Annotated in this window: 6 protein-coding genes; 1 reads left to right on the top strand and 5 read right to left on the bottom strand. The window is 41.2% G+C overall.

Annotation, left to right across the window (positions count from 1 at the left end; all coding sequences use genetic code 11):
- Nucleotides 1–257 precede the first annotated feature (257 nt).
- Nucleotides 258–593, bottom strand: coding sequence for a XisI protein (locus F6K37_RS29645; protein WP_008181072.1), 336 nt, complete (start codon nucleotides 591–593; stop codon nucleotides 258–260).
- Nucleotides 581–1,000: an element excision factor XisH family protein gene (locus F6K37_RS29640; RefSeq protein WP_008181074.1), complete on the bottom strand. Its 420-nt coding sequence runs from the start codon at nucleotides 998–1,000 to the stop codon at nucleotides 581–583. The genes F6K37_RS29645 and F6K37_RS29640 overlap by 13 nt, the downstream gene beginning before the upstream one ends.
- 158 nt (nucleotides 1,001–1,158) lie before the next feature.
- Here F6K37_RS29640 and F6K37_RS29635 point away from each other — a divergent pair, with 158 nt between their 5' ends.
- Complete coding sequence (locus F6K37_RS29635; RefSeq protein ID WP_287254056.1) at nucleotides 1,159–1,323, top strand: hypothetical protein; 165 nt, start codon at nucleotides 1,159–1,161, stop codon at nucleotides 1,321–1,323.
- Between the two features lie 26 nt (nucleotides 1,324–1,349).
- Here F6K37_RS29635 and F6K37_RS29630 read toward each other — a convergent pair whose 3' ends face one another.
- The 3 genes from F6K37_RS29630 to F6K37_RS29620 all read right to left on the bottom strand — a co-directional run bounded on the left by F6K37_RS29630 (nucleotide 1,350) and on the right by F6K37_RS29620 (nucleotide 5,776).
- Entirely contained in the window at nucleotides 1,350–2,873 is a 1,524-nt protein-coding gene (locus F6K37_RS29630; protein ID WP_287254054.1) for a DUF1802 family protein, read from the bottom strand.
- Nucleotides 2,874–3,131: 258 nt separating this feature from the next.
- Nucleotides 3,132–4,937 carry a hypothetical protein gene (locus F6K37_RS29625; RefSeq protein WP_287254052.1) on the bottom strand — a complete coding sequence of 602 codons (1,806 nt, stop codon included), beginning with the start codon at nucleotides 4,935–4,937 and terminating at the stop codon, nucleotides 3,132–3,134.
- An 83-nt stretch (nucleotides 4,938–5,020) separates the two neighbouring features.
- Nucleotides 5,021–5,776 (bottom strand): hypothetical protein, encoded by a 756-nt coding sequence (locus tag F6K37_RS29620; protein WP_083373640.1) that lies wholly within the window; start codon nucleotides 5,774–5,776, stop codon nucleotides 5,021–5,023.
- Nucleotides 5,777–6,372 lie beyond the last annotated feature (596 nt).

Here is a 6,372-nt window from a genome sequence, read left to right as displayed (position 1 = left end):
ATCAATTGAAGAATTAGAATGTTTGTTAAATCATCTTTTAAATGAAGGAGGGTTAATTATAAAATGGGTACGAAAAATAAAAAACAAAGGCAATGCTGTTATCACAGTTTAAATGCGCAACAGCTTATGAGAGTTGGAAATACCCCCTGGCTGATAACCAGTGAAAAAAGCGATTGGCCTATGGCCACGCTAAGCGAACGCCTTGGCTTAAAAAGCAATATAGCTGTTGCGAGTTAAGGGATTGACCTTTGGTCACGCTACGCGATCGCATAACCAGTATGGGGACGAACTTCTGGTGGGTGAAACCCTAGCACAATATCTGATTTGGGAACCCCTGCAGCTACTAGTTCTTCGGTGATGCCATCTTCGATACCATCCCGTTGAATCCAGATTTTTCCATCAATAATTTGAACATGGGTAATGCAGCCGTGGACTCGACGTTTGCCATCCCAGCCAACAACCATGAGCATAAAATGATTGTTTAGAGTATCGGCAATCGCATAACTTTGGATATCGCCGTGACTGTAACTAATCCGAGCGTAACGCTCTAGAATTTCTCGAATTAATCTGGAATACTCATCTAATCTATCCATTGCACTATTTCCTCGCCGTTGGCCTCAAAAATTAGCAAATTTAACTGATTGCTCTCAATAGCAATTCGAGCAATTTTATCTTGAAAAAAATCTAAGTAAACTGCATTGCGAATCGCTAGATATAATGTTCGTTCTCGATGGATAATCGATTCTTTTAACAAACTTCTATAAAGCACATATTGACCAAGGGCATTTTCTAGGTCTTGTACAGGAGAAGGACGAATAAAACTTTTTACCTCAACTGCAATACGTCGCCAATCTTTTTCTGCTGCAAAAAGTTTCTCGGAGCCCATATCTACGTAAACGGTTCGCTCTCCAACAGCTAATGCTAGGGGATCGTTAGTAATCATCCATCCGTCTTTGATCAGAGCCGTTTTCACGGTTTCGTGGTAGATATCCTTTGCCATTAAAAGTAGCTCATTCTTGGGATGCTCAAGGCTATCTCCATGGTAGCTTGATCACGCTTTAGGTATTGGTCACAAGCATAAATTTGGAATCTTGAAATAAAACGTTACACAAACCGGCAGATTTTGACTATAGCGCTTTATATCCTAATGAGGTACACATGATTGTTTACCTCTTGCCTCTTGCCTCTTGCCTCTTGCCTCTTGCCTCTTGCCTCTTGCCTCTTGCCTATTCCCTGCTCCCTGCTCCCTGCTCCCTGCTCCCTGCTCCCTGTTCCCTGCTCCCTGCTCCCTGCTCCCTCAAAAAAAGTACCTCACCAAATTGAAAAATACTAGACTGAACAAGTGCTAGTTAATCCATGGGCAAGTCCCGCAGGAAGTAAAAGCAATCACTTTTACTATCCGTGCCCTTGATTCTCCCCAAGTAGCCAGTTAAGGGAGAAGAAAGCTCAATCAATATTTCGTGTAGTTCTGCCTGAGTCAAGGACTGGGGTGGATTGGAGAAGTTATAGGCTCCATAGATCATCTCTACTCCCACGGTGTGATTATCTCTATCGTCAATCAGCTTTTTCACCAGCTGGACAATATGCGATCGCAATTTCAGTTTTTCAGAAATATGATTAATATATTTCTCAACTTCCTGATCAGCTTGACCAGGTATCAAGTAATCCTTCAGTATAATTAAATCAACAGAATTGGGATACTGGCTTTGGAGTTTCACCAGCTTCTGAAGAGTTTCAGGATTAATAATTGCCATACCATGTACAATAGCTGCATCCATAAGTTGTTTAGTCGGCTCACCAGGGCCAATGATTAACTTAGCAGTTTCTTTAAGTAGTTCTTGATTGTTTAAACGTAAAGTTCCTAAATTCAACAGTTGTACTGCCGTATCGTTAGGAATTTTTTTCCCAGCCTTGCACTCACCCACCAAGGGATAAGGTTTTGAGCAGAATAAATCTAAACCACCAGCACCACCTTTGTGAGCATGGTCGATGGTAAATCCCAGAAACTTAAGGCTATCACGAACAATATTTTCAAAATCTGTACCAGCTTGATAATTAGTTTTACCTTGATCCAACTCTTTGCTGCGATTTCCCAATGCTGCGATGGTATTTATCCAAGCTAAATCTGGATTAGATGAGGTTAACTGCTTGTTGCTACTCCAGCCTATAAATTTTTTGATCTCTTCGTCAAGGGCTTTAGCAGCTGGGTTAGTAATTGCCAGGTTAGCGATTTGACTCTGTAATTCTTCCAATTCCGGATACAGTGGCGGGAGTCGATTTTCTAGCTGGTGTCGCCGTTGGCTGAAAATGCGATCGCTTAATACTGGCCAATCGTCAGTAACCCTAATATTATCACCTAAACTAACAAACTTTCCAAGGGGCTGACTAGTAGTATTTCTAATATTACTAATACTATCATGTCTAGGTACTTCAAGAACTTTAGGCAACTGATAAACCCGCAAGTAAGCCAGGAAAATACCCTGCTGTTTCTCAAGTCTTGCTTGTAATCCGGCTGCTGTCCATACCGTTAACAGTGATAACTTCTCCAAGGATTCAGTTTTCTTCAGGTGTTGGCAAAGTTCACACCTAGCCCAAGCCTTAATCAAAACTGTCTCAGAATTCAGTGCCGTTAGACTTTTTTGGGCTATTTCTCTAAAACTAGAGCGATAATATTGCTCAGGATACAGGCAATGACTTGATGGATTATTACTTGATATCTTATTAGTTAATATCTTAGACGGATATAGGACAAATTTTCGCCCTGGATTGATAAATAGCTGAGGTATAGCAGCAATCATTCGCCCTTGAATTAAGGCTTCGATATCTGGTGCCGGTAAAAGTAGGGCTATTGAAATTAAATCTTGCTGACTCATTATCTTGCTGACTCATTAGTAGATATCTAGATCACTTACTATCAATCAATCTCATCCCTAGCGTCAACTATGTAACTCCTGTCAACTCTAGCATTTATAAATCAATTATACCAAAGAAAGTTACTTTTTTGATATTACCAAAAATCCCTATATATTTTCTTAACTCTTGCCTCTTGCCTCTTGCCTCTTGCCTTTCCTTAAGGGAGTATGTTCACAAATCAAAGGAAAATGCTATAGATTCATTGACTTACTCATCCTTTAACTTTCCGACTCTTCATCCACTGCCTCTTCAGGAATTTGTCCCGATGGAGCACTCAAAATTTTTCGCAGTAATCGGTTATCTATGGCTAGCTTTGTGTTAGAGATAAAATCCTTAATCTGCTCTTCACTCAACTCATAGTCTTCACGACTCTCATAAACAGAGCGAATCGCAATTAAGGGTTTAACCTCCTCTGTTTTCAACACTACCCATTTTCCTTCTTGAGCCTTCAGGTTATTCAAACACTCTTGAGCCTTCTTAGCACTTTGACTTATGGGTTTAGAGCGGACTAAACAACCACGGGTCAGATCATATTTTTTATAATTCCCAAGATGAGATAACCCAGCCGTTACAGTATTTCCAACAGAGGCTTGGATCACCGCTAGTCCGATTTTGACCGTATTCCCGTCTTCTTTACCAACTATCTTGAGCCCTAAGTATTTATTTTTAGGTTTAACTGGAGCTTCAATTTTTTCGATTGTGACTCCTGACACTATCTGTCCTATGAGTTGGTTGAGGCCAAACTTGATAGCGTTAGTGAGCTGAGGGTCATCCTCCATATACTCTTCATTGTCAATATTTTTGATCTCGTTATTATAAGCAGAACTAACCGGATTTATAGCAGGTCTATGGGATGAAACTTGCTGACCATTAGGTAATCCCCAGTTAGTTTGACACCATTTAAGAACATCTCTTGCTGTTGGTCGTTGTTTCCCAAATTCTTTCAGTTTTTCTTCGGTAAAGGGATAAACCCGCTGAGGAGGAGTTAGTTTATTCTGATTATAAAACGCTTTTAACCGTAGGGACACTAGATCAATTATCTGCTCAGAATTTAGAGGATTTAACTCAACTTCTCGCTCGCCTATTCTGTCAACAACTGCCTCATTTAAATCTAATGCTCTGATTTGATGTGTCCAAGTGTCAGGATACATAGCGGTCAGCAGCACACCCCGTTTAATGCTATTGTATAAATCTGTTGCTAAGCTGGCAATAACTTGTGCTCTGGTAAACCCTCCATCATCACATTCTGTACTATCTAATTGATCAAAACACACCACCAAGGGATTGTAATCACTAATTAGGTCTAAAATCTGACAAGTTATATCGAAAGCGTCTTTGTCATCTTCCGAATTGTTGGGTAACTCCATCTCGTCAGCTTTTTTATGGGCTAAACTTTGGCCAGACAGCCATTTAATAGCATAAGGGGCATGCTGCTTTGATAATGTCCATAAAATCGCTCTGATCAGATCCGGATTGTCGATGTCTGTCTTGATTTCAAGAACTTTATCAGTCAGTTGATCAATTAGCTTGGGATTTTTAGCCAAGGCATTGGGAAATACATTGACTAACTGCTGAGATGTGTAACTTCTTTTCATCGCCTCATTGGCTAAAGCAGTCCCTAAATCTTGCCACTGACTCACCCCCTGGCTACCAACCTCCTTGAGACTTAATGCCAGGGTCTTAAAAAATTCCGGCTTGATCCGGTTAAGGTCATTGTAATCAGTCATATAGACAAACCAAGCACCGCCATCAGATTGAAGTTGATGGCGAACCCTACTGAGCAAATGAGTTTTGCCTAACCCTGGTTCAGCCTTGATGGTAATGCCAATAACGTGACGCTCCCCGCCACGAACTTCTTCAATTGCCTTAAAAACCGCGTCGGAGGCATGAGCATTTATAGAAGGAACGTGAGGGAATTCTTTTTTCCATACATTTTGCTTCTTGACAACCAACTCTCTGTTAAAAGGGTTTTGTTTTTTGATGGCATTCTGGAGTTGTTCAAGGGGAGATGAACTATTAGTCATGATAAACTGTTAGTCATGTTAGTGTGAGGAAACGCTACAAACAGTCAACAGAGATTTATTACAATAACCAGGCCAGCCTAGGATTATAGCCGCTTAGCATAGCAGCGTAATCCACTCAGTTCTGTGGTGATGGAATCTTCGATTTGGGATGGATCGCTATCCGGTAAGCTACCGCCTTGGAGTTGCAAAATATCCTTAGCCTGCATTTCCAACAACCACTCATTAAACTGGGAACGACTGACACTATCCCCAATTTCCCGTCTAATCCGATAAATCGGTACGAGATCATCAAGGTTATAGTCCTGATTTAGCTTGTCGTAAACCTCCAAGACCACCGACTCAAAGGTTTCATAAGAAGCGATCGCATTTTCCCCAGTTTTCTCAGCATCAGCGCCTGGGTCAACGACCTTAGCCACTGAGCTTCTTTCTCGAATCCAATTTAGAACAGCCTTGACATCCTTGGCTCTGACCAGACTACCGTCAAACTCAAAATCAGCGCTTTTGATGCCAGCGTCTAGCACTTCCAAGCCTTGCTCTGTCAAAAACACATACTCGATTCGGGCTTTTTTTGTTTTCTTGATCGTCCCATCTGTTTCCAATGTTTTAAAGATGTCAGTATAATCACCAGACCTCTCATTATTCAGTTTCACTGTATCACTTAAGTCTTTTCTTTTGACTTCTTGCTTTGATCCTCCTAGATTCCACAAGTGTAACAGGAGGCGAGTTGTAGCTTGGGCTGGGGTCCCTCGTAACCCTTTCTTATTTTCTTTCTTATTTTCGGGTTCAGGGTTTGTGGACATTTCCGTTTGTTCTGTTTGTTCTACTGTTGACATTTCCATTTGTTCTAGGTATTTTGTTCTAGTATTTACGTAGATCAGATTATGGCTTGTCACCTCTCTATCCAGTGATAGCCTAACCAATAGTATGATGCCAATTCGGCACGATTGAGTCAGAAGCCATAAATTTTTATGGCTAGCCTAGCCTCAGGCCAGCCAAATTAAGCGTCTGCCTTTGTATAGCCCTAAAATTGCATTTTGAGGGCTATGAGTCATAGCTAAGTCAATCACAATTCCCCATGGGATTGCCCCTTGGGGTGCTGCGAAAAGCGAAATCGTACTCTCTTGCCTCTAGGATCATAATTTCCAAACTATCCAGTCTTTCCCCCCAGAAAGCGATCGCATTTACTGGGAAAATCTCCAATTCTGCTAGCTTGAGTAGAGCAAGGTAGTCGAGTCTCGATATTATATCACTTCTGTTCAGTCCTAGGTTACTTTCAACTATTATTTCTGTGCCCCCTCTGGTTCCTCTGCTCCCTCTGTGCTGATAGGATCACACTTCTCTAATTAAATAGGTTTGAGCCAAATCAGCTGGACTCATGGACTCATACGGTTCAAAAGGCTGATAGATCGGAAGGAGACTTAATCTGGTTTAGTTT

This window comes from Moorena sp. SIO4E2 (assembly GCF_010671945.1).
GTDB classification, from domain to species: domain Bacteria; phylum Cyanobacteriota; class Cyanobacteriia; order Cyanobacteriales; family Coleofasciculaceae; genus Moorena; species Moorena producens.
The sequence above is the reverse complement of the archived record's forward strand: the minus strand, read 5'-3'. Positions and strand labels throughout refer to the sequence as shown.